The sequence below is a fragment of the Aminobacter sp. GW821-FHT11F06 genome, from assembly GCF_058808215.1.
Genome location: NZ_JBXARL010000007.1, coordinates 1 through 22334, shown reverse-complemented (window position 1 = coordinate 22334; position 22334 = coordinate 1). Strand labels below are relative to the sequence as shown.

25 protein-coding genes are annotated in these 22334 nt (G+C 63.5%); 17 read left to right on the top strand and 8 right to left on the bottom strand.

Annotated features, from left to right (window positions below):
- Positions 1-380 precede the first annotated feature (380 nt).
- The 4 genes from AC1RTB_RS17445 to AC1RTB_RS17430 all read right to left on the bottom strand — a co-directional run bounded on the left by AC1RTB_RS17445 (position 381) and on the right by AC1RTB_RS17430 (position 2559).
- Positions 381-1193, bottom strand: coding sequence for a hypothetical protein (locus AC1RTB_RS17445; RefSeq protein WP_492880277.1), 813 nt, complete (start codon positions 1191-1193; stop codon positions 381-383).
- Positions 1194-1319: 126 nt separating this feature from the next.
- Positions 1320-1577, bottom strand: a complete 258-nt coding sequence (locus tag AC1RTB_RS17440; RefSeq protein ID WP_492880278.1) for a hypothetical protein — start codon at positions 1575-1577, stop codon at positions 1320-1322.
- 133 nt (positions 1578-1710) lie between these two features.
- Positions 1711-2088 (bottom strand): TIGR02301 family protein, encoded by a 378-nt coding sequence (locus AC1RTB_RS17435; RefSeq protein ID WP_492880279.1) that lies wholly within the window; start codon positions 2086-2088, stop codon positions 1711-1713.
- 48 nt (positions 2089-2136) lie between these two features.
- A complete protein-coding gene (locus AC1RTB_RS17430) occupies positions 2137-2559 on the bottom strand; it encodes an NUDIX hydrolase (RefSeq protein ID WP_492880280.1) in 423 nt (140 codons plus the stop codon).
- Between the two features lie 117 nt (positions 2560-2676).
- On the opposite strand from AC1RTB_RS17430, the gene AC1RTB_RS17425 reads away from it, so the two are divergent.
- Both AC1RTB_RS17425 and AC1RTB_RS17420 read left to right on the top strand, forming a co-directional pair.
- Entirely contained in the window at positions 2677-3447 is a 771-nt protein-coding gene (locus AC1RTB_RS17425; RefSeq protein WP_492880281.1) for an SOS response-associated peptidase, read from the top strand.
- 32 nt (positions 3448-3479) lie between these two features.
- Complete coding sequence (locus AC1RTB_RS17420) at positions 3480-4085, top strand: LysE/ArgO family amino acid transporter (RefSeq protein WP_492880322.1); 606 nt, start codon at positions 3480-3482, stop codon at positions 4083-4085.
- Here AC1RTB_RS17420 and AC1RTB_RS17415 read toward each other — a convergent pair.
- A complete protein-coding gene (locus AC1RTB_RS17415; protein ID WP_476785292.1) occupies positions 4082-4237 on the bottom strand; it encodes a transcriptional regulator in 156 nt (51 codons plus the stop codon). The two genes, AC1RTB_RS17420 and AC1RTB_RS17415, sit on opposite strands and share 4 nt — an antisense overlap.
- 348 nt (positions 4238-4585) lie before the next feature.
- Between AC1RTB_RS17415 and cysS the strand changes: the two genes are divergently transcribed.
- From cysS to AC1RTB_RS17365, 10 genes are all read left to right on the top strand, one after another.
- On the top strand, positions 4586-6022 hold the full coding sequence (gene cysS / locus AC1RTB_RS17410) for a cysteine--tRNA ligase (RefSeq protein ID WP_492880282.1): 1437 nt from the start codon (positions 4586-4588) through the stop codon (positions 6020-6022).
- Between the two features lie 205 nt (positions 6023-6227).
- Positions 6228-6632, top strand: coding sequence for an endonuclease domain-containing protein (locus AC1RTB_RS17405; protein WP_492880283.1), 405 nt, complete (start codon positions 6228-6230; stop codon positions 6630-6632).
- Positions 6629-7009 carry a VOC family protein gene (locus AC1RTB_RS17400; RefSeq protein WP_492880284.1) on the top strand — a complete coding sequence of 127 codons (381 nt, stop codon included), beginning with the start codon at positions 6629-6631 and terminating at the stop codon, positions 7007-7009. The genes AC1RTB_RS17405 and AC1RTB_RS17400 overlap by 4 nt, the downstream gene beginning before the upstream one ends.
- 12 nt (positions 7010-7021) lie before the next feature.
- A complete protein-coding gene (locus AC1RTB_RS17395; protein ID WP_492880285.1) occupies positions 7022-7513 on the top strand; it encodes a GFA family protein in 492 nt (163 codons plus the stop codon).
- The gene (locus AC1RTB_RS17390) at positions 7510-7986 is read left to right on the top strand and encodes a GFA family protein (protein ID WP_492880286.1); all 477 of its coding nucleotides are present in this window, start codon (positions 7510-7512) and stop codon (positions 7984-7986) included. The genes AC1RTB_RS17395 and AC1RTB_RS17390 overlap by 4 nt, the downstream gene beginning before the upstream one ends.
- Positions 7983-8459 carry a GFA family protein gene (locus AC1RTB_RS17385; protein ID WP_492880287.1) on the top strand — a complete coding sequence of 159 codons (477 nt, stop codon included), beginning with the start codon at positions 7983-7985 and terminating at the stop codon, positions 8457-8459. The genes AC1RTB_RS17390 and AC1RTB_RS17385 overlap by 4 nt, the downstream gene beginning before the upstream one ends.
- Positions 8456-9412, top strand: a complete 957-nt coding sequence (gene pip, locus AC1RTB_RS17380; protein WP_492880288.1) for a prolyl aminopeptidase — start codon at positions 8456-8458, stop codon at positions 9410-9412. Before AC1RTB_RS17385 ends, pip begins: the two co-directional genes overlap by 4 nt.
- The gene (cimA, locus tag AC1RTB_RS17375; protein WP_492880289.1) at positions 9409-11031 is read left to right on the top strand and encodes a citramalate synthase; all 1623 of its coding nucleotides are present in this window, start codon (positions 9409-9411) and stop codon (positions 11029-11031) included. Before pip ends, cimA begins: the two co-directional genes overlap by 4 nt.
- A 129-nt stretch (positions 11032-11160) precedes the next feature.
- Complete coding sequence (gene rarD, locus AC1RTB_RS17370; RefSeq protein WP_492880290.1) at positions 11161-12069, top strand: EamA family transporter RarD; 909 nt, start codon at positions 11161-11163, stop codon at positions 12067-12069.
- 18 nt (positions 12070-12087) lie between these two features.
- Positions 12088-12768, top strand: coding sequence for a glutathione S-transferase family protein (locus AC1RTB_RS17365; protein ID WP_492880291.1), 681 nt, complete (start codon positions 12088-12090; stop codon positions 12766-12768).
- A gap of 20 nt (positions 12769-12788) precedes the next feature.
- Here the strand turns inward: AC1RTB_RS17365 and AC1RTB_RS17360 are convergent, their stop codons facing one another.
- On the bottom strand, positions 12789-13400 hold the full coding sequence (locus AC1RTB_RS17360; RefSeq protein ID WP_492880292.1) for an LOG family protein: 612 nt from the start codon (positions 13398-13400) through the stop codon (positions 12789-12791).
- 110 nt (positions 13401-13510) lie between these two features.
- On the opposite strand from AC1RTB_RS17360, the gene AC1RTB_RS17355 reads away from it, so the two are divergent.
- From AC1RTB_RS17355 to AC1RTB_RS17335, 5 genes are all read left to right on the top strand, one after another.
- Positions 13511-14869: a LysM peptidoglycan-binding domain-containing protein gene (locus AC1RTB_RS17355; RefSeq protein ID WP_492880293.1), complete on the top strand. Its 1359-nt coding sequence runs from the start codon at positions 13511-13513 to the stop codon at positions 14867-14869.
- A 70-nt stretch (positions 14870-14939) separates the two neighbouring features.
- On the top strand, positions 14940-15281 hold the full coding sequence (locus AC1RTB_RS17350; protein ID WP_492880294.1) for an ArsR/SmtB family transcription factor: 342 nt from the start codon (positions 14940-14942) through the stop codon (positions 15279-15281).
- A 14-nt stretch (positions 15282-15295) separates the two neighbouring features.
- A complete protein-coding gene (locus tag AC1RTB_RS17345) occupies positions 15296-17191 on the top strand; it encodes an ABCB family ABC transporter ATP-binding protein/permease (protein WP_492880295.1) in 1896 nt (631 codons plus the stop codon).
- Positions 17192-17319: 128 nt separating this feature from the next.
- The gene (locus tag AC1RTB_RS17340) at positions 17320-18018 is read left to right on the top strand and encodes a phosphatidylserine decarboxylase (protein WP_492880296.1); all 699 of its coding nucleotides are present in this window, start codon (positions 17320-17322) and stop codon (positions 18016-18018) included.
- An 8-nt stretch (positions 18019-18026) separates the two neighbouring features.
- Positions 18027-18878, top strand: a complete 852-nt coding sequence (locus AC1RTB_RS17335) for a CDP-alcohol phosphatidyltransferase family protein (RefSeq protein ID WP_492880323.1) — start codon at positions 18027-18029, stop codon at positions 18876-18878.
- Here the strand turns inward: AC1RTB_RS17335 and AC1RTB_RS17330 are convergent.
- Positions 18875-21094 (bottom strand): AMP-binding protein, encoded by a 2220-nt coding sequence (locus AC1RTB_RS17330; RefSeq protein WP_492880297.1) that lies wholly within the window; start codon positions 21092-21094, stop codon positions 18875-18877. The two genes, AC1RTB_RS17335 and AC1RTB_RS17330, sit on opposite strands and share 4 nt — an antisense overlap.
- Positions 21095-21326: 232 nt before the next feature.
- Positions 21327-22235, bottom strand: a complete 909-nt coding sequence (locus AC1RTB_RS17325; protein WP_492880298.1) for a DMT family transporter — start codon at positions 22233-22235, stop codon at positions 21327-21329.
- Positions 22236-22334: the final 99 nt, after the last annotated feature.

The window sequence follows — 22334 nt, the reverse complement described above, 5'->3', positions numbered from 1 at the left end:
ATTCCAGACACTCTCCGCTCGTTCCTCGCTCACGAGGTCGGGAATGACGATCTTCATTCACCATTTCCGCCAAACGCCAGCGTTTGCGTTTGACCAATCGCCGAGGCTGTTCGTGCGCCTACCGCTGGCGTTGAAGTTTTTGCGAGTTCGCCCTCCTGCACTCCGTCATTCCCGACCTCGTGAGCGAGGAACGAGCGGAGAGTGTCGGGAATCCATGCCGTGACGTGGATCAGCGGGGCGCCGCATGAATGGTGAAACCGTGGGAGTCGGCGCTCCAAGCGCGCGACCAACGCGCACTATCCCCGGTCGTGGAGTTGCCCCTCATCCGGCCCTTCGGGCCACCTTCTCCCCGTAAACGGGGCGAAGGAAGGGTTCGATCCTCAATCGCCGGCGACGAAGAACGCCCAGCGGCCCTCGGGCGTGATGCCGAGGCGGTAGAAGACGTACGCGCCGTATTGCTTCATGTCCTCATAGTCGCCGGCGGTGACGATCTTGAACAGTTCGACCTTCTGGCGCGGATCGAGCTTGTCGAGCGGGATGCCGAAGAAATAGGGCCAGACATAAAGGTCCTCGTCAGTGCCTTCGCCGAGATGGACGTAACCGGCGTTCAGGACCTCTTCCATGATGGCGAGGATTTCCTGGCCTTCGCCGTCGCCGGAAAGCCCCTTGATGAAGGCGATCGGGTCGCCTTCGACTTCGGTGAAAGACAGCTGCGGCATGGCATCACCCTTGCCGATCAGTGGGCGAAGCTTTTCGATGTCACCGGTCTTGGCGGCTTCAACGAGCAGGCTGCGCATGCGCGCGACCGGCTCGGGCAGGCGGCTGAGGTCGTAGACGATCTCGGGCAGTGGTCCCTCAGTGTCGAGATGCGGCGCGGCAGGGCCGGTGGCGTCGGGCGTGGCCGGCTCGTCCTGCGGTTCGGTCTGCTGGTCCTCGGGCGCTTGGTCGGTAGCAGGGGGAGTGGCGGCCGGAGGCGTCTGGATCGGGTCGGGCATCGGCACCGACTTTTCCGGAGTCCCGCTCTGGTCGGTCGCAGGCTTGGGCGGGGTGACGGGTGCCGGAATTTCCTCGCGCTTGATCTCGCTCAAGGCGAACGCCGACGAGGCATAAAGCGGCAGGACAAGCGACGCGGCAAGGCCGAGAACAGCAAGTCGCGATGCGCCGCGGGGCGCTGTATCAGTCTGTGGCCGCATCAATTCCAGGCTCCGGTATTTTAGAGTGCCGCGCGTCCCGTTGGAGGCGCAAGGACGCTCCAACACTTCCATCTGCCCGGCATGATGCCGAAACCGTGTCGGCTAGTCAAAGAACAGGGGTTGGGCTCAATGCCGCAGGCGCAGCGGCTCGAATTCGCCAGCCTCGACCTTGGCGCGCATGCGCTCGAGCATCGCAAGGGCCGCGCGCTCGCCATTGGCGGCCACGATCTCGGCAAAAGCGGTCGCAAGCGCTGCTTCGGCGATGATCTCGGGCTCGATGCCGGCGGAAAGACCTTCCGCCCACGCCTCGTTATGGCTCTCGACGGCGGTCAGGCGCTTTTCTTCCCGAACCAGGGCGTCGATGTCGGTTACGCTTTGTTCCATTTCGGTCTTTCACCCTGCCAAGCGACCCGGTGATTCGGATCAACTTGAGCTATCCCTTTAATGTCCCGTTAAGACAGCTAACACAATCGGCCGTCCGTGTACGGTCGGCAATGCCGGGAAAGTAAATAGCCTGTTAATTACCGTAGCGCGAGGCGATGTCGCGGCTGAGCGTCTCGCCTTCCTTCATGTAGCGGGTTATCGCCTCGGTGGCGGAGGCCGTGCACGCGGTGTAGGCGCCGTCGAAAGAGCGGTAGCCGCGGTTGAAGCTGGCGATGAATCGGGCGCGGCGCTCGGGTGTGGGATTCTCGGCCTGGAGCAGCTTTTCCATCTCGCCGCGCCACTGGGTGCCCTTTTCGCCACACAGATTGCGCAGGAAATGCAGCGAGCCCAAAACCTCGGCGAGGCGCAGCAGGCCCGGCTCGAATGGCGCATCGACTGCCCGCGCGGGTGCAGCAAGCACGGTGCTCGCGGCAAGCGTGATAGCAATCAACAAGGTCGAAGCGCGGCTCATAAGCTTTTGTGGCGAAACAATTTGTCGCCCGCAAGGCCGCGAGCGCGGCTATCCCGGCAGAATTACTCGCCCGTCAAGAAGTTCGAGCACGATGTCGAGCGTCGAATCGGTGAGCGGCAAGCGCTCGATCTCTTCGAGGTCATGAAATGCCGCTTCATCGGCGTCGTCGCCGCTGACCGGCTCGCCGCCGACATGGCGCGCGCCAAAGACAGTGAGGCGATAGACCGAGGCACCTTCGGCGCGGCTGTCGATGAGGATTTCGCGCAACGGCACAAGCGCACCGACGGCGATGCCGGTCTCTTCCATGAGCTCGCGGCGAGCGGCGTCCTCAAGCGTTTCGTCGGCCTCGACGCGACCGCCGGGAAAGGCATAGAGGCCTTTGGACGGCGCGCGGCCACGACGAACGAGCATGATCGCCCGGCCGCGCAGCACGGCGACTGAAACGGCGGGCACAATCTGGGGTTCGTTCATCTGTTCTCGCCTGGGTCGTGTTCCATTATGTAACAGCCGACCGCAACTGCTTTAGCGGTTGCGATCGTGGCGATCCATCGCCACTTTCAGCTCGAATGTCATGGAAGGCCAAAATTCATGTGCGGACGAATAGCGGTTCTGGCATCGCCCGACGAGACGGCCGCCTTCATGGGCGTGGGCGATCTCGAAAGTTTTCCGCCGCGCTACAATGTGGCGCCGACGCAGCCGATCCTCGTGGTGATGGCCGGGCCGCAGCGCCCGCCGGGCTCGAACCTGCCCGACCGCATGGCGCTGCTGGCGCGCTGGGGGCTCATTCCCGCCTGGGCGAAGAACCCGGCCGACATGCCGCTTTTGTTCAACGCGCGCTCCGAATCGGCGATCGAAAAGGCCTCGTTCAAGACGGCGATGCGCCACCGGCGGGCGCTGATTCCGGTTTCCGGCTTTTACGAGTGGAAAAAGCTGCCGGGCAACCGCCGCCAGCCCTATTGGCTGAGGCCGCGCAAGGGCGGGCTGGTGGCGCTGGCCGGGCTGATGGAGACCTGGAGCGAACCGGGCGGTTCGGAGATGGACACCGCTGCCATCCTGACCACCGGCGCCAGCGCCGACATCCTGCACATCCACGACCGCATGCCCGTGGTGATCCAGCCTGAGGATTTCGCCCGCTGGCTCGACTGCCGCACCCAGGAGCCGCGCGACGTCGCCAAGCTGATGCGCCCGGCGCAGACCGATTTCTTCGAGCAGATCCCGGTGTCGGAACTGGTCAACAAGGTCGCCAATGTCGGCCCCGAGATCCAGGACCGGGTCGAGCCGCTGCCGGAGGCCGCACCTGAAAAGCCAAAAGTGGAAAAGCGTAAGTCCAGCGACGACGACCAGATGAAACTGTTTTGAGGTCGAGCTAGAAGAGCGGCGTGACACAGCCGATTTTTTCCGCCGCCATCTCCGGTTTTCTGCTTGGTGCCTCGCTGATTATCGCGATCGGCGCGCAGAACGCGTTCATCCTGCGCCAGGGGCTTTTGCGCCAGCACGTCTTCATTTTGAGCCTGATCTGCGCGCTGTCGGACGCATTGCTGATCGCCGCCGGCGTCGCCGGGCTCGGCACGCTGATTTCGCGGTCGCCGAACCTGATCATGGCGGTGACGGTGGGTGGCGCCCTGTTTTTGTTCGCCTATGCGGTGATCGCCTTCCGCCGCGCCCTGAAACCCGAAGTGTTGCAAGCGGCCAAATCAGGGGAGACGCGGTTGTGGCCGGCCGTCGCCGCCTGTCTCGCCTTCACCTTCCTCAACCCCCATGTCTATCTCGACACGGTGGTGCTGTTGGGCGGCCTGTCGGCCGCCTATGAAGGTCAGGCGCGCCTGGCCTATGGGCTGGGCGCTGCGACTGCATCGTTCGTCTGGTTCTTCGGGCTCGGCTATGGCGCCCGGCTTCTCGAGCCGGTCTTTGCCCGGCCTGCCGCGTGGCGCGTGCTCGATCTTCTGATCGGCGTGGTGATGACCGCGATCGGTCTCAGCCTGGTGAGCCGGGCCTAGGCTGCCTTGGTAAGCTTGGGCTGTGCCTTGTCTTTCTTCGGCGCGCAGATCAGCGCGGCAAGAATTGCTGCGGGGCCGATGGCCCGGTAGTGCTTGGCGAGTTCGGCGTACTGGCTACGCGCTCGGTCTGCTTCGGCTTGTTTTCGTTTCATTGGTCTCTTCCCTAAAGTCAGCTCTGTTGTGAGCGGCTGCATTTGCTTACGGATTCGGTCGAATTCGTGGCATGCAGCGCCTTTTATCCGGGCGATGTTTCATTACGGTGCCGGGATGTTTAATAAATTGTTTCAGTACTGCTTCCGTTCCGGTTCGGGCGGTAAAGTTTCATGTCGATGCGTCTTGACGGCAACAGGTTGGTGAGGCGATAAAGCCCGTGATGAAAACGTCTTTCGCCATTTCCGGCATTTGCATTATTGGCTAGCGTTCGCGCTGGTCAGGACGTTTTCGCCTCATCTTCACACGAGACAGGACAAACGCCCGGGCCAGCAGGCCAGGGGAGTTCTATGTCTGAAGCATCGATGAAGTCCGGGGCGTTCAAGGGCTTGCGCCTTACCAATACGCTGACGCGCACGAAGGAGGACTTCGTGCCGATCGATCCGCAAAACGTGCGGATGTATGTCTGCGGGCCGACGGTTTACGACTTCGCCCATATCGGCAATGCGCGCCCGGCGATCGTCTTCGACGTGCTGTTCCGCCTGCTGCGCCACCTCTATGGCGCCGATCACGTCACCTATGTGCGCAACCTCACCGACCTCGACGACAAGATCAACGCGCGCGCCTTGCGTGACTTCCCCGATCTGCCGCTCAACGAGGCGATCAGGCGTGTCACCGAAAAGACGGCGAACCAGTACCAGGCCGACGTCAAGGCGCTCGGCTGCCTCGAACCGACAGTCGAGCCGCGGGCGACGGAGTTCGTGCAACCACGCGCCGACGGCCGCGCCGACATGATCACCTTGATTCTCAGTCTCATCGAACGCGGCCATGCCTATGAAGCTGAAGGCGAAGTGCTGTTCGACACCGGCTCGATGGCCGACTACGGGCAATTGTCGAAGCGCAATCTCGACGAGCAGCAGGCCGGCGCCCGCGTCGAGGTCGAGGCCCACAAGAAGAACCCCGGCGATTTCGTTTTGTGGAAGGCGTCCTCGGCCGAAGAGCCGGGCTGGGAAAGCCCCTGGGGGCGAGGCCGCCCTGGCTGGCACATCGAGTGCTCGGCCATGGCGTCGGCCTATCTCGGCGAGGTCTTCGATATCCATGGCGGCGGGCTCGACCTGATCTTCCCCCATCATGAAAACGAGATCGCCCAGTCGCGCTGCGCCCACGGCACCGAGGTCATGGCCAATTACTGGATGCACAACGGCTTCCTGCAGGTCGAGGGCCAGAAGATGTCCAAGAGCCTGGGCAACTTCTTCACCATCCAGGAGTTGCTGGAGACGGAACGGTTCGGCGGACGCAAATGGCCGGGCGAGGTGCTGCGGCTGGCGATGCTGATGACGCATTACCGCGAGCCGATCGACTTTTCGGTGAGGAAGCTCGAAGAGGCCGAGAATACGCTGCGCAAATGGAAGCGCGCGGCTGACGTAGCTGGCACGGCGGACGGTCACGTGCCCGAAGCACTGGTTGCGGCGCTGAGCGACGATCTGGCAACGGCGACGGCGTTCCATGGACTTTCGCAGCTGGCGAGCGAAGCGGCTGGGAATGTCGAAGCGGCTGCGCGTTTGAAAGCGGCACTGCTGTTTCTCGGCTTTGGGCTTGAGGCGGCCGAGGTCGACGAGGCTGCTGTTGCCGACGTGATCGCGCAACGTCTGGCCTTCATCGCCGCCAAGAACTGGGCCGAGGCCGATAGGATCCGCGATGAACTGTTGGCGCAGGGCGTACAACTCAAGGACGGCAAGGATCCGGTGAGTGGCGAGCGCGTGACGACATGGGAGGTCAAGCGGTGATGAGGGCGGCGCAAGGTGTGGAAAGTGCGGGGCTGCCCACCCCCCTCTGCCCTGCCGGGCATCTCCCCCTCAAGGGGGGAGATCATGCCGTCATCAGCCGACCAGCCCAATCGCCAACGTTTCAAGTCAAGGCGAAACGCCGCCACAGCATGATCTCCCCCCTTGAGGGGGAGATGCCCGGCAGGGCAGAGGGGGGTGGACGGCAATGACCCACTACCCAGTCGTTCAGGCGAACCGTCGCAATGCGCGCAAGATGCGCAAGCAGATGACCGATGCTGAGCTGAAACTCTGGAATGAGTTGAGAGCGCATCGCCTGATGGGACTGGGGTTTCGCCGGCAAATGCCGATCGCCGGCTACATTGTCGATTTTGCCTGTCCAACGCACAAGCTGATTGTGGAGATTGACGGTTCGCAGCACGGCTCAGCCGAAGTTGCGGAAGCAGACGCGGTACGCACCGCCAAGCTGCAGGATCTCGGCTGGACCATCCTCCGCTTCTGGAACGATGACATTCTTCGCGCTATCGACAATGTCTGCCAGCATATCGTCATCTCTGCCGGCCAAGGCGGAACGGTCGGAGCCACGCGCATGAAGCAGGAGTTCGTGCAATGATCGACCATACTGGAATTTCGGTTGCCGATTTCGACAAGGCGACGGCCTTCTACGACAAGGCATTCGCGCCGCTGGGTGCGAAGCTTTTGATGATGGTGCCGGGCGAATATACCGGCGGCGTCAAGGTTGGTGGTTATGGCCGCGAGCGCCCGGTGTTCTGGCTGCATGAGGCGGAAGCCGGTCCGGGGCGCCACTATGCGTTTACCGCCCGCAGCCGCGCCGAGGTCGATGCGTTTTACGCCGCGGCGATCGCAGCTGGTGGCAAGGACAATGGCGGGCCGGGCCCGCGCCCGCACTACCATCCCGACTATTATGCCGCCTTCGTCTTTGATCCCGACGGCAACAACATCGAGGCGGTATGCCATGCGCCGGCATAAGGGAATGCCATGATGAGCCTCGACAACAAGCCTGTTTATACCGGCGGTTGCCAATGCGGCGCGGTGCGTTTTCACATCGAAGGCGCGCTCGGCGATGCCTCGGTCTGTCATTGCCGCATGTGCCAGAAGGCGTTCGGCAATTTTTATGCGCCGCTAGTCTCTGTTCGGCAGGCGAAACTGATCTGGACGCGCGGCGAGCCGAAGAAATTCCGTTCCTCGAATTTTGCCTATCGCGGCTTTTGTGGCGAATGCGGCACGCCGCTGAGCTATGAGGCGCCGGACGGCGTCGCCTTGGCGATCGCAGCCTTCGACGAGCCGGAAGAGATCGCGCCGACCGTCCAGTGGGGGCTCGAGGGCAAGCTGCCTTATGTCGACCATGTCCACGAGTTGCCGGGTTACACGACGGAGGACGACCCGGACGCTGCCGACTTCGTCAACGACATCGTCTCTTACCAGCATCCCGATCACGACACCGATCAATGGCCACCGCAGGAGCGCAAATGAACGGGCCCTTGACAGGCGGCTGCCAGTGCGGTGCCGTACGTTACCGCGTCGACCAGGCGCTGGAGAACGCGCATATCTGCCATTGCCGCATGTGCCAGAAAGCCTCCGGCAACTATTTCCTGCCGCTGGCGCGCACGCCTAAGGCGAAGTTCGTGGTGACGCGCGGCGAGGTCGGTTGGTTCCAGTCGTCCGACGTCGTGCGGCGGGGCTTCTGCCGTAGCTGCGGCACGCCACTGCTGTTCGACGTGGTGGCACGCGATACGGTCAATGTGGTGCTCGGCTCACTCGACGATCCGGGCTCCGTCACGCCGACATTCCAGTGCGGTTTCGCCGCCAAGATGCCGTGGTTCGGCGAACTCGACACAGTTGAGCTGTCGGCGGACGAAACGGCTTGGTACGCAGCGGTCGCCCCGTCGAACCGCCAGCACCCAGATCACGACACTGAACAATGGCCACCGGAGAAAAGGTCATGACCGAGACAGTTAGAACAGGCGGCTGCCAGTGCGGCGCCGTGCGTTTTCGCATCCATGGCACGCTTGGGCGCGCCTCCATTTGCCATTGCCGCATGTGCCAGAAGCAATTCGGCTCATTTTTCGGCGCTTTTGTCGGTGTTCCGACAGACGGTGTCGAATGGATTCGCGAGGAGCCGAGCTACTTTCAGTCCTCGGTGAACATCGCGCGTGGTTTCTGCCAGCGCTGCGGCACGCCGATGACCTACCGCCAGCCGGACGGGCTCGAAATCTCCATCGGTTCGTTCGACGACCGCTCCGATCTCGCGCCGACGATCCAGATCAACCATGGCGCCCGGCTGCCCTGGGTCGAGACGGTCTTCGACCAGCCGGTCCACGACAACCCCGACTACTATAAACGGCAGGAGCAGATCATCTCCTTCCAGCATCCCGATCAAGAAACGGCCAACTGGCCGGAACACGGACTGAAACTATGAGCACCGAACTGCGCGGCCTTTATCCCGAGATCGAACCCTTCGACAGCGGCATGCTCGATGTCGGCGACGGCCACCAGGTCTATTGGGAGCGCTCGGGCACCAGGGGTGGCAAGCCTGCGGTGTTCCTGCATGGCGGTCCAGGCGGTGCGACCTCACCCAAGCATCGCCGCCTGTTCGACCCGAAGCTCTACGACATCATGCTGTTCGACCAGCGTGGTTGCGGCAAGTCGGTGCCCAACGCCTCGCTCGACGCCAACACGACCTGGCATCTCGTCGCCGACATCGAGCGGCTGCGCGAGATGGCAGGCCACGACAAATGGCTGGTGTTCGGTGGCTCCTGGGGTTCGACGCTGGCGCTGGCCTATGCCGAAACGCATCCCGACAAGGTGAGCGAGCTCGTGGTGCGCGGCATCTACACGCTGACCCGGGCCGAGCTTGAGTGGTATTACCAGTTCGGCGTCTCCGAGATGTTTCCCGACAAATGGGAGCGTTTTATCGCCCCGATCCCCGAGGCCGAACGCGGCGACATGATGGGCGCCTACCGCAAGCGCCTCGTAGGTAACGACCGGAAGGCGCAGGTCGAAGCCGCTCTTGCCTGGAGCCTGTGGGAAGGCGAGACGATCACGCTGCTGCCTGACCCCGATACCAGCGGCAAATTCGGCGAGGACGACTTCGCCGTGGCTTTTGCCCGCATCGAGAACCACTATTTCGTCCATGCCGGCTGGATGGACGAGGGCCAGCTGATCCGTGACGCCCACAAGCTGCGCGACATTCCCGGCGTCATCGTCCATGGGCGCTATGACATGCCGTGCCCGGCCAAATATGCCTGGGCGCTGCACAAGGCCTGGCCGCAAGCCGAGTTCCATCTCATCGAGGGCGCCGGACATGCTTACTCGGAGCCGGGCATATTGAACCAGCTGGTCAGGGCGACAGACAGGTTCGCAGGGAAATGACAATGGCACGCGAACGCATCTATCTTTTCGACACGACACTGCGCGACGGCCAGCAGACGCCGGGCATCGACTTTTCGGTCGAAGACAAGATCGCGATCGCCGCCATGCTCGACGAATTCGGTCTTGATTATGTCGAGGGCGGCTATCCCGGCGCCAACCCGACCGACACGGCGTTCTTTGCCGAAAAGCGGACCAAGCGGGCCAAATTCGTCGCCTTCGGCATGACCAAGCGGGCAGGGGTGTCGGCTTCCAACGACCCCGGCCTCGCCACCCTGCTGCAGGCCAAGTCGGACGCCGTCTGCTACGTCGCCAAGAGCTGGGATTATCATGTCCGGGTCGCGCTCGGCGTGACCAACGAGGAAAACCTCGAGTCGATCCAGGCTTCGGTCGAAGCGGCCCGCGCCGCCGGCAAGGAGCCGATGGTCGATTGCGAGCACTTCTTCGACGGCTTCAAGGCCAATCCCGACTATGCGCTGGCCTGCGCCCGCACCGCCTATGTTGCCGGCGCGCGCTGGGTGGTGTTGTGCGACACCAATGGCGGCACACAGCCGGCCGAGATGCGCGAGATCGTCGCCAAGGTGATCGCTTCGGGCATTCCGGGCGCCAATCTCGGCATCCATGCCCATGACGACACCGGCCAGGCGGTCGCCAATTCACTCGCGGCCATCGAAGCCGGCGTGCGCCAGGTCCAAGGCACGATCAACGGCATCGGCGAACGCTGCGGCAATGCCAATCTGATCACCATCGTGCCGACGCTGGCGCTCAAGCCGCATTTCGCCGAGCGTTTCGAGACGGGCGTTTCGGCTGATGCCCTGGCCGGCATCTCAAGGCTGTCGCGTGCGTTTGACGAACTGCTCAACCGCGCGCCCGAGGCGCAGTCGCCTTATGTCGGGGCATCGGCCTTCGCCACCAAGGCCGGCATCCATGCCTCGGCCATCGCCAAGGAGCCCAAGACCTACGAGCACGTGCAGCCGGAGCTGGTCGGCAATCGCCGCAAGGTGATGGTGTCGGACCAGGGCGGCAAGGCCAATTTCATCGCCGAGCTCAAGCGGCGCGGCATCGACGTGCCCAAGGACGACCGTCGGCTCGATTCGCTGATTTCAGTGGTCAAGGAGCGCGAGGCCGAGGGTTATGCCTATGAAGGGGCCGATGCCAGCTTCGAGCTTCTGGCGCGCAGCATGCTGCATGAGGTGCCGGAGTTCTTCCGCGTGACCTCGTTCCGCTGTCTTGTCGAGCGTCGTTTCGACGCCAACGGCAATCTCAAGACCGTGTCTGAAGCGGTGGTGAAGGTTATGGTTGATGGCGAGGAGAAGATGTCGGTGGCCGAGGGCGACGGGCCGATAAACGCGCTCGACATCGCGCTGCGCAAGGATCTCGGCAAGTTCCAGAACGAGATCGGCGACCTCGAACTTGTCGACTACAAGGTGCGTATCCTCAATGGCGGCACCGAGGCGATAACCCGCGTGCTGATCGAATCGCATGACAGCACCGGCGCGCGCTGGTGGACGGTCGGCGTGTCGACCAACATCATCGACGCCTCGTTCCAGGCGTTGATGGATTCGATCATCTACAAGCTGATGAAGAACCGCGAGATGGCCGGGCTGGTGGCGGCGGAATAGCAGCTGGCTTGGAGCGTTAGGGCCGGCGCTGAAAGCTGGCCCTATTGATTGATCCATCAATGAAAAGCGGGTGGACCATCAGTATTTTGAAATGGCCTGTCCGGACAAGCGGGCGCATAGGATCGCGCCATGAGCATCAACACGCCTGCGATCACCAAGGACGAAGCCTCCCGCGGCTTCCTGTTTGCCCTTTCGGCCTATCTGATGTGGGGCTTTTTGCCCTTCTACATGAAGGCCGTGGCCCATATTCCCGCCGCTGAGGTGATTGCGCATCGCATCACCTGGTCGATTCCGATTGCGGCTTTGTTGCTGTGGTGGCTCGGCCGCACCTCCGACATCAAGGTGGCACTGCGCAATCCGCGCACGCTTTTGATGGGCACGCTGACGGCAACCCTGATCACCATCAACTGGGGCGTCTATGTCTGGGCTATCGGCAATGACCGCGCGCTCGAAACCGCGCTCGGCTACTACATCAATCCACTGTTTTCCGTGTTCCTGGGCGCCATCGTGCTGGGCGAAAAGCTGACGCGCGCGCAGATGGTGGCGATCGGGCTTGCGGCGATTGCGGTCGCCCTTTTGACCTGGGAAAGCGGCGGTTTGCCGTGGGTTTCCATCGTTCTGGCGCTGTCCTGGGGCTTTTACGCGCTGTTCAAGAAGACGCTGCCGATCGGTCCGGCGCAGGGGTTTTTCCTCGAAGTGCTGATCCTCGGGCTGCCGGCGCTGGGCTATATCTTTTATCTCCAGGCGACTGGCGCCGGCCATTTTGGCACCACCGGCATGACCGACGTCTGGCTGATGCTCGGCTGCGGCGTCGTCACCGCCGTACCGCTGATCCTGTTTGCCAATGGCGCCAAGCTGCTCAGGATGTCGACAATCGGCATCATGCAATACATCGCGCCGACGATGATCTTCGTCATTGCGATCTTCATCTTCCACGAGCCGTTCTCGAGCGAGCGCGCGGTGGCGTTCGCCTTGATCTGGGTGGCGCTGGCGATCTACACGTGGTCGATGTTCTCTGAACGCTCGAAGAACGGCTGATTGCGGAAGTCAAAGCGGATGTACCAGCTCTATATCGCCAACAAGAACTATTCGTCCTGGTCGCTCAGGCCCTGGGTGCTGATGCGCATGCAGGGCATTGCCTTCACCGAGCGGCAGATGCAGTTCGGAAACCCGCCAGGCCAGCCGGATTTCCATTCGTTTTCGCCGACGAGCAGCGTGCCGGTCCTCATCGATGGCGACCTGACCGTGTGGGACTCGCTGGCGATCGTCGAATATCTGGCCGAGCGCCATGAGAGCGTCTGGCCGCACGATCCCGCAGCTAGGGCATGGGCGCGTTCAGCCGCAGCCGAGATGCACTCCGGATTTCAAACGTTGCGCAATGTCTGCGGCATGAGCTGCGGCGTGCGTGTCAGCCTCAAGGAGCGTTCGGCGGGGCTGGAAAAAGACATCGCGCGCATTGGTGCGCTGTGGAACCAGGGGCTCGAGCGCTTCGGCGGCCCGTTCCTGGCGGGCGACACATTCACGGCGGTGGATGCGTTCTTCGCCCCGGTCGTCTTCCGGGCACAGACCTACGCGCTCGATTTCGGCGGAGGCTCAGGCGCCTACATCGCCACCATGCTCAAAACTGCGGCCATGCACGATTGGTACAATGCGGCGTTGGCGGAGACCTGGCGCGATCCGCCGCATGAAGACGAGATTTTGGCCTCGGGCGTCATCACTGCCGATCTGCGTGCGTAGATAGGTCTGAGCGGCCGTTCTCACATCTTGTCGATGAGCGACTGAACGCCTTCGGTAGGGGTGGAGTCGGAGCCTGCCGCGACCAGGATCGCGGGGACCACGGCTTCCGGTTCGTCGACCACCATCGGCTGGACCAGATGCGAGGTATGCACGAAGCCTTCGGCCTTCATGTGATCGAGCAGGGCCAGCATCGGGTCCCAGAAACCCTTGACGTTGACGAAGACGATCGGCTTGAGGTGATGGCCGAGCTGCGCCCAGGTCATGATCTCGACGATCTCCTCGACAGTGCCGATGCCACCAGGCAACGCAACGAAAGCGTCCGATTTCTCGAACATCATGTGCTTGCGCTCGTGCATGTTATCGGTGATGACCAGTTCGTCGAGCCGGGTGAGGGCGGTTTCGGTCGCTTCCTTGTTCATCAGGAAACGCGGTATGATGCCGGTGACCTTGCCGCCGGCGCGCTGCGCGCCATCGGCGACCGCGCCCATGATGCCCTTGGTGCCGCCGCCATAGATGAGCCTGAGGCCCGCCTTGGCGATCGAGTGGCCGAGCAGATGGCCGGCCTTGATGTAGACTTCATCGTGGCCCGGCGAGGAGCCGCAATAGACGCAGATGGATCGAATCGTGTTCATGATATGATTGGGTATTGCCTCCACAGACCGGGTCAAGCCCGGACAGGGCTTTTTCTTGTCGCTGCCGGCAAAACAAGGTAGACCCATCTGAGGGCTAGGGGCAGGGATATATGGCAATTAATCCGTTGAAAATCTTCCTTCTCGCAGCAGGCGGCTCGGCCGCTGCTGTGACCGTTGCATATGTGTCTGGTGCGCTTGATCCCTATCTGGCGCCGCCCGCCGTGGTGGCGAGCTTGCCGGCACCTACAACAGCCGCGCCGAAGGCGGACAAGATTCCGGGGACGGCGAAGCCGGCAGCCGAGGGGCAAGCCCCCGCAGCGCTGGCACCCGTTGTGGTGGCGCCGTCCTTCGATGTCGTGCGCGTCGAAGACAATGGTGCACTGGTGGTTGCCGGCAAGGCGGCAGGCAATGCCAAGGTCGAGATAGTCACGGGGTCGAAGGTCATCGGGGCCGCGGTCGCAGGCGTCGACGGCGATTTCGCCGTCGTGCTCGACCAGCCGCTCAAGCCGGGCGATTACCAGATCGTGCTGCGCGCGACGGCACCTGACAATGTCGTGGCGACGTCGACCGAAACCGCCGTGGTTTCCGTGCCTTCGGAGCCGGGCGGACAGGTGCTTGCGCTTGTCGAAGAGCCGGGCAAACCGTCCGAGCTGATTACCGTCCCCAAGCCTGCCCAGGCACCGACGAAGCTGCCCGCCGCGGAACAGCCGGCCAACGCGCCGGCAGCGGCACCCGAAGGACAGACCGCATCGCAGCCGGCGCCGGCAAAACCTGTCACATCAGCATCGAAGGTGAAGATCGCAGTCGAAGCCGTCGAGATCGAAGGCAAGAAGATCTTCATCGCTGGTATTGCCGATGCGGGCCGCAAGGTGCGTGCCTATGCCAACGAGATCCTGATCGGCGAAACCCAGACGACGCCGGAAGGCCGCTTCCTGATCGAAGCCGAGCGTGAACTGCCAGTCGGCGACTACATCATCCGCGCCGACGCGCTTGAGCCGGACGGTGTGAAGGTCGTGGCGCGTGCGGCCGTGCCGTTCCAGCGCGAGCCGGGCGAAGCGGTCGCGGCTGTCGCGCCGGCACCGGCTGACGCCGCAGCAAAGCCCCAAGCCCCGGCAGCGACGGCTGGCGAAGTGCCCGCAGCGCCATCGGCTCAGGCTCCGGCGTCGCAAGAAAAGCCAGCCGAAGTTGCCTCGGCACCGGCCATGCCCGAAGCGACGGCGCCCAAACTCGAATCGGTCGATGGTGCCGTCATCATCCGCCGCGGCGATTCCTTGTGGCGCATCTCGCGCCGCGTCTATGGCCAGGGCGTGCGCTATTCCAACATCTATCTCGCCAATCAGGACCAGATCAGCGATCCCGACCGCATCTGGCCGGGCCAGGTGTTCCGTGTGCCGGAAAAGTCCCAGGAGGGCGAGGCTGCCAACATGGGCGCGATGGGCGAGCAGGCGATGCCCGCGCCCAAGCCGTAGCTTTTCGGGTACCGCATTTCAGTTAAGGCGGGTTGCGCGGATAGATTTCATCGTTTATCGTCGATGAACGATGAAATCATTCTCCGCCGCCGCACCGTCATGCCGCGCCCCATCCGTTGCGGATGTGGCGCAAAAGCTTGCGGCACTCTCGCATCCCGCACGGCTTGAAATCCTGCGGCGCCTCGGCGGCGGCAGGTCGTGCTGCTGCAAGGAAGTGGTCGCGCATCTCGACCTCGCCCAGTCGACAGTTTCGCAACATCTGAAAATCCTCGTCGAGGCCGGACTGGTCCGCTACGCGCCGGAGCGGCAACGCTCGCGCTATCAGATCGACCAGGCGGCACTGACTGCCGTTTCCGCATCCGTCTCGGCGCTCGTCGAATCCTGCTGCGCCGTTGAAGGCGCGGACATCTAATCAAGGCAAGCATAGTGGCTAACAAGACCGTCTCCGCCGAACGCGGCTCGACCCTCAGCACGATCAAGAACCTGTGGCCCTATATGTGGCCCGCAGACAGGCCCGACCTCAGGGCCCGCGTGATTTGGGCAACCGTGTTCCTGTTCGTCGCCAAGCTGACGCTGGTGGCTGGGCCTTATTTCTTCAAATGGGCGACCGATGCGCTCGCCGGCGACCAGCGTACGCCGCTGGCGTTGCCGGCATTGCTGGCAGCTCCGGTCATGCTGGTGGTCGCCTATAATTTCGTGCGCATCGTCCAGCTCGGCTTCAACCAGCTGCGCGACGCGCTGTTTGCCAGCGTTGGCCAATATGCGGTGCGCCAGCTCGCCCATCGTACCTTCGTGCACATGCACCAGCTGTCGTTGCGTTTCCATCTCGAGCGCCGGACGGGTGGGCTGTCGCGCATCATCGAGCGTGGCACCAAGGGCATCGAGACGATTGTCCGCTTCACCATTCTCAACACCGCTCCGACCATTTTGGAATTCGCGCTGACGGCCGGCATCTTTGCCTTCGCTTATGGCTGGCAGTATGTGGCGGTGGTGGCCGTCACTGTGTGGCTCTACGTCTGGTTCACTGTGCGGGCGAGCGACTGGCGCATCGCCATCCGCCGCGAGATGAACGATTCCGACACCGACGCCAACACCAAGGCGATCGATTCGCTGCTCAATTTCGAGACGGTGAAATACTTCAACAACGAGAGCATGGAAGCCGAGCGCTTCGACCGTTCGATGGCGCGCTACGAGTCGGCCGCGACCAAGACCTGGACCTCGCTCGGCTGGCTCAACTTCGGCCAGGGCGTCATTTTCGGTCTCGGCATGACGGTGGTCATGTGGATGTCGGCAAAAGAGGTGATGGCCGGCACCCAGACTGTGGGCGACTTCGTCTTCGTCAACGCCATGCTGATGCAGCTTTCGGTGCCGCTCAACTTCATCGGCATGATCTACCGTGAAATCCGCCAGGGCCTGACCGACATCGAAAAGATGTTCGAGCTGCTCGACGTGCCGCAGGAGGTGAACGACAGACCGGGCGCCCAGGCACTCGTTGTCGGCTCCGGCCGCGTCGAGTTCCGCGACGTGCATTTCGCCTATGACCCGAACCGCCAGATACTCAAGGGCGTGAGCTTCGAGGTGCCGGCCGGCAAGACGGTGGCGATCGTTGGCCCTTCCGGTGCCGGCAAGTCGACAATCTCGCGACTGCTGTTCCGCTTCTACGACATTCAGCAGGGCGCTATCCTGATCGACGGCCAGGATATTCGCGACGTCACCCAGGAGAGCCTGCGCGGGGAGATCGGCATGGTGCCGCAGGATACGGTGCTGTTCAACGACACGATTGCCTACAATATCCGCTACGGCCGCATGAACGCGGATGAAGAGGATGTGCGTCGGGCAGCCGACCTGGCCCAGATTTCGAGCTTCATCGAGCGCATGCCGGACGGCTACAAGTCGATGGTCGGCGAGCGCGGCTTGAAACTGTCGGGTGGTGAGAAGCAGCGCGTGGCGATCGCGCGCACCATCCTCAAGGCGCCGCCGATCCTGATGCTGGACGAGGCGACATCGGCGCTCGACACCCAGACCGAGCAGGAAATCCAGAGCGCGCTCGACCTGGTCAGCAAGGGCCGCACCACGATCGTTATCGCCCACAGGCTGTCGACGGTCATTTCGGCCGACGAGATCATCGTTTTGGCCGACGGCGGCATTGCCGAGCGCGGCACCCATGGTGAGCTTCTGGGGCAGGGCGGGCTCTACGCCTCGATGTGGGATCGCCAGCGCGAAGCCACCGAGGCCGAGGAGCGGCTGCGCCAGGCGCGCGAGGCCGACGAGTTCGGCGTCGTTGTGCGCCGCCGGACCCCGGAGGTCACCGACGCCGGGTAATCCGCGCATGCGGGCGGCATCTGCCGCCCGTTGCCGGTGATAGCGGTGGGCGCTGCCAATGCCGCGTTGCGGCCTAGCGTCGTTTCCGGTAAGCACTCCGGGACTTCAACAGCAACGGCCTCCCCTTCATGAGCATAGCCGACACGATCCGCAACGCCTTCGTTCCGGTCCATCGCGAGGGGTACCCCTTCATTGCCGGATTTGCGGCGGTCGCCGTCCTGCTGGGCTTCTTCTCTACTTCGCTGTTCTGGGTCGGGGCGATTCTCACCGCCTGGTGCGCCTATTTTTACCGTGACCCCGAGCGCGTGACGCCTGTCGACGACAAGCTGGTGGTAAGTCCCGCCGATGGCGTGGTGTCGGCAGTCGGTCCCGCCGTGCCGCCGCGCGAGCTTGGCCTTGGCACCGCCGAAATGACCCGCATCTCGGTGTTCATGGACGTCTTTTCCTGCCACGTGAACCGGGCGCCGGTGCGCGGCAAGATCGTGCGCATCGAGCATCGTCCGGGCAAGTTCCTCAATGCCGAACTCGACAAGGCGAGCCAGGAAAACGAGCGCAACGGCATTGTCATCGACAGCCCCAATGGCCAGGTGGCTGCCGTGCAGATCGCCGGTCTCATCGCACGGCGCATCGTCTGCTGGGCCGATGTCGGCGGCAATATCGGCGTTGGCGAGCGTTTCGGCCTGATCCGCTTCGGCTCGCGCGTCGATGTGTTCCTGCCTACTTCAGCTGTTGCACGCGTCGCCGTCGGCCAGACCGCGGTTGCGGGTGAAACCGTGCTTGCCGAATTCGGCGGCACCAGCCACGCACCGCTGGTGCGGGTCTCCTGAGGACAACGCTGGTGTCATCCTTCAAACCCTTTGAACCCCATGGCCAGGGCGGCCCGCGCATTCGCGAGATTCCGCTGCGCATGGTGCTGCCCAATCTGATCACCGTTCTGGCGATCTGCGCCGGCTTGTCAGGCATTCGCCTCGCCTTCGAAGGCCGCTTCGAATCGGCAGTCGTGATGGTGCTGCTGGCTGCCTTCCTCGACGGTATCGACGGGCGGCTGGCGCGGATGCTCAAGGCGACGTCGAAGTTCGGCGCGCAGATGGATTCGCTCGCCGACATCGTCAATTTTGGCGTGGCGCCCGGGCTCGTGCTCTATGCTTTCCTGCTCGACCGTGCCGGCCCGCTTGGCTGGATCGCAGCGCTGCTTTTCGCCATTGCCTGTGGCCTCAGGCTCGCCCGCTTCAACGTGCTTGATGAGGACCTCGACCGGCCGGCTTGGCAGGCGGAGTATTTTGTCGGCGTGCCCGCACCCGCAGGCGCCGTGGTGGTGATGGCGCCGATGTACATCTGTTTCCTCGGCCTCGAACCGACACGCACCGTTGCCTATGTCGGCACCGCCTTTGCTATTCTGGTCGCGTTCCTGCTGGTCAGCCGGCTGCCGATCTATTCCGGCAAGACACTCAGGGTCCGGCGCGAATATCTGCTGCCGGTGATGCTGGCTGCGGTGTTCTACGTGCTGCTTCTGACCGTCTATCCCTGGCAGACGCTGACGGCGTCCGTGGGCGGCTATCTGCTGTTTTTGCCGCTGAGCGCCAGCGCTTATGCGCGCCGGGCCAAGATCGAAGGTGCTGCGGCGTTAGCGGCGGCCGAAGCAGCGGCCGCCGAAACCACGCCAGACGATACCAAGCCGGAAGCTTAAGCGGCCAATCCAAGCTGGTCGAGCGCCATGCGGCGGGCGGCGACATAATCTGTCTTGCCCGAGCCGAGCACCGGAAGCTCGCTGACCTTGATGATGTCGTGCGGCACCATCAGCTCCGTGGCGCCGGCCTGCTTGCCGTAGAGGCGCAAGGCCTCGGGATCAGCGTTGCCGGCGGTGGTGACCAAAACGATGCGCTCGCCCCGGCGCTTGTCGGGCACGGCGACCGCCGCATGGCGTTCCTCCGGCCACAGCGCCTGCACCAGCATTTCGACGGCACCCAGCGACACCATTTCGCCGGCGATCTTGGCAAAGCGCTTGGCCCGGCCGCGAATGGTGATGAAGCCCTCGCGGTCAACCGAAACGATGTCGCCGGTGTCGTGCCAGCCTTCCAGCGGCTGCAGCTCGCCGGGACGGTCGGCGGTCATGTAGCCCATCATCAGGTTGGGCCCCGATAGCCAGAGCTGCCCGCCTTCGGCCACGCCTTCGATTTCTTCGAGCCGCATCCGCATACCAGGCAGCAAACGCCCGACAGTGCCGTCGCGGCTGTGTGTCGCCGTGTTGACGGCGACAACGGGGGCGGCTTCCGTCAGCCCAAAACCCTCGATGATCTCGGCGCCGAAGCGCTCGCGCCAGACGCGGCGCGTTTCGGCCCGAACCGGCTCGGCACCGGCGACGATGAAGCGCAGACTGGAGAAATCGCCGTCTTCGGCGGTGCGCGCATAGGCGGAAAGGAAGCTGTCGGTGCCGAACATGATCGTTGGCCGGATTTTCCGCGCCACGTCAGGGATGAGCTTGTAGTGCAGCGGCGAGGGATAGAGGAACAACCGTACGCCGGTGAGCAGCGGCAGGATGGTGCCGCCGGTGAGACCAAAGGAGTGGAACACCGGCAGCACGTTGAACAGCTTGTCGACCGGCGAGATGGTGATCCGCGCCTCGGCCTGCATGGCGTTGGCGACGAGGTTGCGGTGTGACAGCACCACCGCCTTGGGCGTGCCTTCCGACCCTGAGGTGAACAGGATGACAGCCGGTTTGGACGCATCTTGCTGATACAGCGCATGCCGCCATTGCAGCGCGGCCGCGAGCTTTTCGGCGGTCGAGACGCTGTCGCGCAGCTCCTCCAGCCAGATCATCCCGGCGCCGGCCTGTTCCGCGGCGGCGATGACATCGCCGAGGTCGGCCTTTTGGATGAAGGCGCGCGAGGAGACGATTGTCTTGATGGCGGCCGTTTTCACTGCCGAGGCGACGTTGGCGCTGCCAGCGGTGTAATTGATCATCGCTGCCACGCGTCCCGCCGAGATCAGGCCGAGCATGGCCAGCACCACGCCATTGGCATTGGGCAGCAGGATGCCGACGGCTTCGCCGGGGCTGGACAGGGCCTCGAAGCGTTTGCCGAGCACGCGCGCGCCGGTCAAAAGCTTGCGGTAGCTCAAGGCGCCGCTGACGACGTCCTCGATGATGGGCCGCGAGGCGCCGTAGCGGCTGGCGGCGTCGCACATCGAATAAAACACGCCCCGGTCGAGATCGGTGCCGGCAAGGCGCGCTTCGGCAAAGCGGTCGAACAAGGCGTTGGCGGTGGTGGTTTGCGAATAGCCGGCGCGCTGAAGCAGATCGGCCATGGTCATCGGCGCAAGGGCTGCGATCCTGAGGCGCGGGAACCAATGGCGCGGCGCGCGTTCAGCCGGGGTCAGCGAGAAGGGCAGATGTCGGGCGCCGCTGACGAAGACCGGAACGATCCGGGCGTCGGCCTGCATGGCGATGCGGGCAACGGCGCGAAACAGCCTGAACGACTTGACGTCGGGCTCGACGGTGTCGGGCAGGTAGACGGCGAGGCGGCCCTTGCCGCGCAGCACGCGCACCAGGCGGCGGCTGACGAAGACGTGCTCGGCGTTGAAGGCGATGGTACGGCCCAACTCGCGCCAGGGCTCCAGCCAATGGGCGCGGGCGGATGCCTCGTCGAGGATGTGCAGCGTCTGCTCGGGCAGCAGCGACAGCATCAGCGCTGGCTCAATGCGCGACTGGTGCGAGATGACGTAGATCACCGGCGTATCGGCGTCGCGCGCCTGGCGCAGGGCCGCATCGTCCACCCGGTAGATCAGCTTGAGCGGCAGATAAAGCAGCGCCTGGCGGAAGCGGATGCCGCGTCCATGCATCAAAACACCAGCGGCAAGCATCCATGCCGCGACGAAGCCGAGCACAATTGCACTGGCCAGGACCATGCCGCACCTCCCAATGCACGCAGCACCCACCGCGCGCACTGAAACTAGACGATGACGACGCAAGGTCAATGCGCATCGTCATCCCGCCATCCCCTTGGCCCCGGGACAGGAAAAAGCCGGTCTTGCGACCGGCTTAAGGTAAAGGGACGGGTGGAGGGGATGGGGGGATGGGGCAACCCGTCCTGAGCCTAGAACGCGGTGCCTTGGATTTGGTTCCGCAGGATCAGACTTTTTATGTTTCTTTTTCGCGCAGCGTGGCGGTAACTGGAATTTGGCGGGCGCTGGCCCAGTCGTACCAGGCGTGCGCAAACACGGCGGCCAGCACGATGGCGCCGCCAGCGAGGCTTGCGACCGGCGGCAACTCGGCCAGGAACAGCCAGGCAAAGAAGATGCCGAACGGCACCTCGGTCGTGCCGAGAAGACCTGCTTCGGCGGCAGGGATGCGGCGCGCACCTTCGGTCCACAAGATGGCGGCGAGCGCGAAGGCGAAGCCGAAAGCTACAAGCGGGGCAATGTCGGCTGTGGCTATGGCAAGTGGATCGGTGACAAACCAGGCAGGAATGACGCCGAGAAAGGCCGACACGGCGCCGGCCCAGACGACCGGTGCATTGCGGAAGCGGCGCACAAGTGCCGCATAAAGCGCGAAGGAGAGGGTCATCAGCATGGCGAGCGCATCGCCGAAGGCATGGCCACCGCCTAGCCCGGACGAGACCATGATCCCAACGCCAACCAGGCATATGGCGGCGGCAATCGCTGTCTGGCGCCGGAAGACCTCGCCGGCGACCAGCCATGCGAGCAGGGCGACGACAAACGGCACTGTGGCGTAGATGACAACGACATTGGCGACATAGGTGTTCTTGAACGCGGCGATGAAGGCGATGCTGGAAAACGTGCCCAATATGGCGAGCACCCAGCCTTGCCAGCCGAGCTCGAGGCTTTCGCCACCGCCGTCGCGGCGCCGCCACAAGACATAGGCCGAGATCAGTATGCCGCCCACCAACCCGCGCCAGCAGGTGATGGTCAGGGGATCGGCGTCGATCGACTTGGTGAGGATGCCGGCAAGGCCGAACACGGCCGCCGAACTGGCGATGAGCAGGGCGCCGAGCCTGTGCTGTGAAGCGGCGTTGGTCTCGTTGGTCATGCCACACCTCCAGTGAAGGAGCCTAGGGTCAGGACTCATTGATCCAGAAGATGATCGTCGCTGCGATGCAGATTGCGGAGAAGAAAGTGTGTGCGCATC

Bases quoted from the DNA above. Each gene is read 5' to 3' on its own strand.
- AC1RTB_RS17445 (WP_492880277.1), bottom strand. From the start codon at position 1,193: ATGCGGCCACAGACTGATACAGCGCCCCGCGGCGCATCGCGACTTGCT.
- AC1RTB_RS17440 (WP_492880278.1), bottom strand. From the start codon at position 1,577: ATGGAACAAAGCGTAACCGACATCGACGCCCTGGTTCGGGAAGAAAAG.
- AC1RTB_RS17435 (WP_492880279.1), bottom strand. From the start codon at position 2,088: ATGAGCCGCGCTTCGACCTTGTTGATTGCTATCACGCTTGCCGCGAGC.
- AC1RTB_RS17430 (WP_492880280.1), bottom strand. From the start codon at position 2,559: ATGAACGAACCCCAGATTGTGCCCGCCGTTTCAGTCGCCGTGCTGCGC.
- AC1RTB_RS17425 (WP_492880281.1), top strand. From the start codon at position 2,677: ATGTGCGGACGAATAGCGGTTCTGGCATCGCCCGACGAGACGGCCGCC.
- AC1RTB_RS17415 (WP_476785292.1), bottom strand. From the start codon at position 4,237: ATGAAACGAAAACAAGCCGAAGCAGACCGAGCGCGTAGCCAGTACGCC.
- cysS (WP_492880282.1), top strand. From the start codon at position 4,586: ATGTCTGAAGCATCGATGAAGTCCGGGGCGTTCAAGGGCTTGCGCCTT.
- AC1RTB_RS17405 (WP_492880283.1), top strand. From the start codon at position 6,228: ATGACCCACTACCCAGTCGTTCAGGCGAACCGTCGCAATGCGCGCAAG.
- AC1RTB_RS17400 (WP_492880284.1), top strand. From the start codon at position 6,629: ATGATCGACCATACTGGAATTTCGGTTGCCGATTTCGACAAGGCGACG.
- AC1RTB_RS17395 (WP_492880285.1), top strand. From the start codon at position 7,022: ATGAGCCTCGACAACAAGCCTGTTTATACCGGCGGTTGCCAATGCGGC.
- AC1RTB_RS17390 (WP_492880286.1), top strand. From the start codon at position 7,510: ATGAACGGGCCCTTGACAGGCGGCTGCCAGTGCGGTGCCGTACGTTAC.
- AC1RTB_RS17385 (WP_492880287.1), top strand. From the start codon at position 7,983: ATGACCGAGACAGTTAGAACAGGCGGCTGCCAGTGCGGCGCCGTGCGT.
- pip (WP_492880288.1), top strand. From the start codon at position 8,456: ATGAGCACCGAACTGCGCGGCCTTTATCCCGAGATCGAACCCTTCGAC.
- cimA (WP_492880289.1), top strand. From the start codon at position 9,409: ATGACAATGGCACGCGAACGCATCTATCTTTTCGACACGACACTGCGC.
- rarD (WP_492880290.1), top strand. From the start codon at position 11,161: ATGAGCATCAACACGCCTGCGATCACCAAGGACGAAGCCTCCCGCGGC.
- AC1RTB_RS17365 (WP_492880291.1), top strand. From the start codon at position 12,088: ATGTACCAGCTCTATATCGCCAACAAGAACTATTCGTCCTGGTCGCTC.
- AC1RTB_RS17360 (WP_492880292.1), bottom strand. From the start codon at position 13,400: ATGAACACGATTCGATCCATCTGCGTCTATTGCGGCTCCTCGCCGGGC.
- AC1RTB_RS17355 (WP_492880293.1), top strand. From the start codon at position 13,511: ATGGCAATTAATCCGTTGAAAATCTTCCTTCTCGCAGCAGGCGGCTCG.
- AC1RTB_RS17350 (WP_492880294.1), top strand. From the start codon at position 14,940: ATGAAATCATTCTCCGCCGCCGCACCGTCATGCCGCGCCCCATCCGTT.
- AC1RTB_RS17340 (WP_492880296.1), top strand. From the start codon at position 17,320: ATGAGCATAGCCGACACGATCCGCAACGCCTTCGTTCCGGTCCATCGC.
- AC1RTB_RS17330 (WP_492880297.1), bottom strand. From the start codon at position 21,094: ATGGTCCTGGCCAGTGCAATTGTGCTCGGCTTCGTCGCGGCATGGATG.
- AC1RTB_RS17325 (WP_492880298.1), bottom strand. From the start codon at position 22,235: ATGACCAACGAGACCAACGCCGCTTCACAGCACAGGCTCGGCGCCCTG.